The sequence below is a fragment of the Mucilaginibacter sp. P4_G9 genome (genome assembly GCF_056400985.1).
Map to the genome: position 1 here is coordinate 1 of NZ_JBFUKF010000602.1, position 2,239 is coordinate 2,239.

General features: G+C 40.6%; 3 protein-coding genes. 2 read left to right on the top strand and 1 reads right to left on the bottom strand.

Features of this window, described 5'->3' with window-relative positions:
• Together AC1DPZ_RS25780 and AC1DPZ_RS25785 are read left to right on the top strand one after the other, a co-directional pair.
• On the top strand, positions 1-391 hold a 391-nt coding region (locus AC1DPZ_RS25780), incomplete at its 5' end, for a MarR family winged helix-turn-helix transcriptional regulator (protein WP_477408876.1).
• Between the two features lie 40 nt (positions 392-431).
• A complete protein-coding gene (locus AC1DPZ_RS25785; RefSeq protein WP_477408878.1) occupies positions 432-1,358 on the top strand; it encodes a DUF6268 family outer membrane beta-barrel protein in 927 nt (308 codons plus the stop codon).
• Between the two features lie 202 nt (positions 1,359-1,560).
• Here the strand turns inward: AC1DPZ_RS25785 and AC1DPZ_RS25790 are convergent.
• Positions 1,561-2,239: helix-turn-helix domain-containing protein (locus AC1DPZ_RS25790; RefSeq protein ID WP_477408880.1), on the bottom strand; the 679-nt coding region annotated here is incomplete at its 5' end.

Genomic DNA, 2,239 nt, shown 5'->3' on the forward strand with positions numbered 1-2,239 from the left:
TTATAACAGGATATACAAAGAATGTGATAAAATTTTCCGGGAACACAACTTCCCCCTTCAGATGGACCAGATACCGGTTTTGATGGTCCTGTATTACTCAGGCGGGGCATCTCAAAAAACTATCTGTACAGACCTGGGGCGCGATAAAGCATCAGTTAACAGAACGATATCAGTTTTACTCAAAAAAGATTTTGTGAAGGTAATCCCTGATACCGTTGACAAGCGCAAAACCCATGTAAAATTGACAACAAGCGGCGAAAGTGTGGCAAAACAGGCTGACGCTATCCTGGGGAGATTCGACGCGGTGCTGTCTTCGGAACTAATAGAACAGGAAAGAAAAGAATTTGACAAAACAATGCAGAAATTAATCGGAATGGTTACACCCGGCTAACGTAACTATTCTTTCATCCAAAAAAACATATCAACAAAAAATGAAAAGAAGCTTTTTTCTTATGGGCATGCTATTGCCTGTACTCGGCTATTGCCAAAGTGTTGACAGCAGTAGTGTGCACAAAAAATTGACTACTACCGCACCCCTGCTGGGCGGTGTCTCCGTAACCAATAGTGTAGCCCCGGTTGATGCCGGCGGAAATACGTTTACCATACAGCAACCTATTGTAGACGTCGGTTTCCCTGTGTTTAAGGATTTTTCGTCACCTCATCCCATTTTAATAAAAACAGGCATCCGCTACCAGGGCCTTTTTCTTTCGGGCGGGCAAAATATAAGCGGCAACGAATTTCATTCCATCACCGTTCCCTTGCTGGTAAATTATTCGCTTTCACGCTCCACCAGTATCACTTTTGTGGGTTTGGCAACCATTGGCTCCGATTTTAAGCGAAGTATCGGTGCAGAGGATATTCTTTATACTGTTGGTGTGCGGGTAGGCTTTCGTCAGGGCAAGTCTTTCAAATACGGCATCACGCTCGTTTATACCAGCAACTACACCGGTAAGTTCCTGTTGCCGTTACCTGATATCGACTGGACGATCAGCAACAAACTAAGCCTCACGGGCATTATACCTGCCAGAGCTTCTTTAAAATATAAGCTGTCGGCAATGCAATCACTGGGAATTACAGCGTCACTCAACGGCAGCATGTACCGCCTGAACGGGGATGCGAAAGATCAATATATACATTTGCGGCAAAATAGCGCTGGACTCATTTATGACCTTAAACTTAGCAGGCGATGGAAATTGAACATGATTGCCGGTCATACTTTTTCTCAAAGGCTGGAAACATTTAATATGGATCAAAAAGTACCATTCGATGGATTCAGCAAATTAAACGACCGGATAGCGAATGTCGCCTATCGTCATAATTCATTTATATTCCAGGGTGGGCTTAGTTATGAGTTTTAAAAAGTCCGATAGTCTAAGGCTGCCCGATGCAACTTCCAGGAAATTCAACCATATTAAGGGCTATTTTTTTGCTCTTTTAAAGCCACAGTTTTTAATATTAATTAAAATTCATAATTGACACTGCCTGGCAGCGGCCTCGAGCTGTTTCTTACAACARGAAACCTAAAGAGTCAATCAAAATAGGTAGTAGGAATTTCTCTCCTCAATTTAAGAAGCGGTCTTTGAATTTATTTGGAGTAGTGCCTACTTCTTTTTTAAACAGGCGGGAAAAATAAGTTGTATTTTCAAAGCCAAGTAAATGCGAAATTTCCGATATATTCAGTTCGCCGTCTGTCAATAAATTTTTGGCTTCACCGATCAAAAAAAGGTGAATAAGTTCTAATGCAGTTTTTCCTGTTTCTTCTTTAAGCAGATCGGTTAAATAACGGGGAGATATATGCAGCTTTTCTGCCATGAAAGACACCGTGGGTAGCCCCATATTTTTCGTTTTTCTTTCTTCAAAATTAGCAGCGAGCAATGTATTGAACTTGGTAACGGTTGAACCGGTTAATTGTGTTCGGTGAATAAACTGCCTTTTATAAAACCGCTGCGCATATTTTAGCATGGAATCAATATGACTGATGATGATTGCTTTGCTATGTTCATCCGTATTGTTATTATATTCTTTTTCTATGCTGAAATACAGGTTCCAGATAATATTTTCTTCTGCAGGTGAAAGGTGTAATGCCTCATTCACCTCGTAGTCAAAATAACTGTATTTTTTAATTTCATTGTAAAGGGACGTTCCAGGTAAAAAGTCCTCATGGATGATGATTAAAAACCCCTTTTCCTCTAACTCCATATTTTGGAAAAACACTTTCTGCTGCGGTTTGATAAATGAC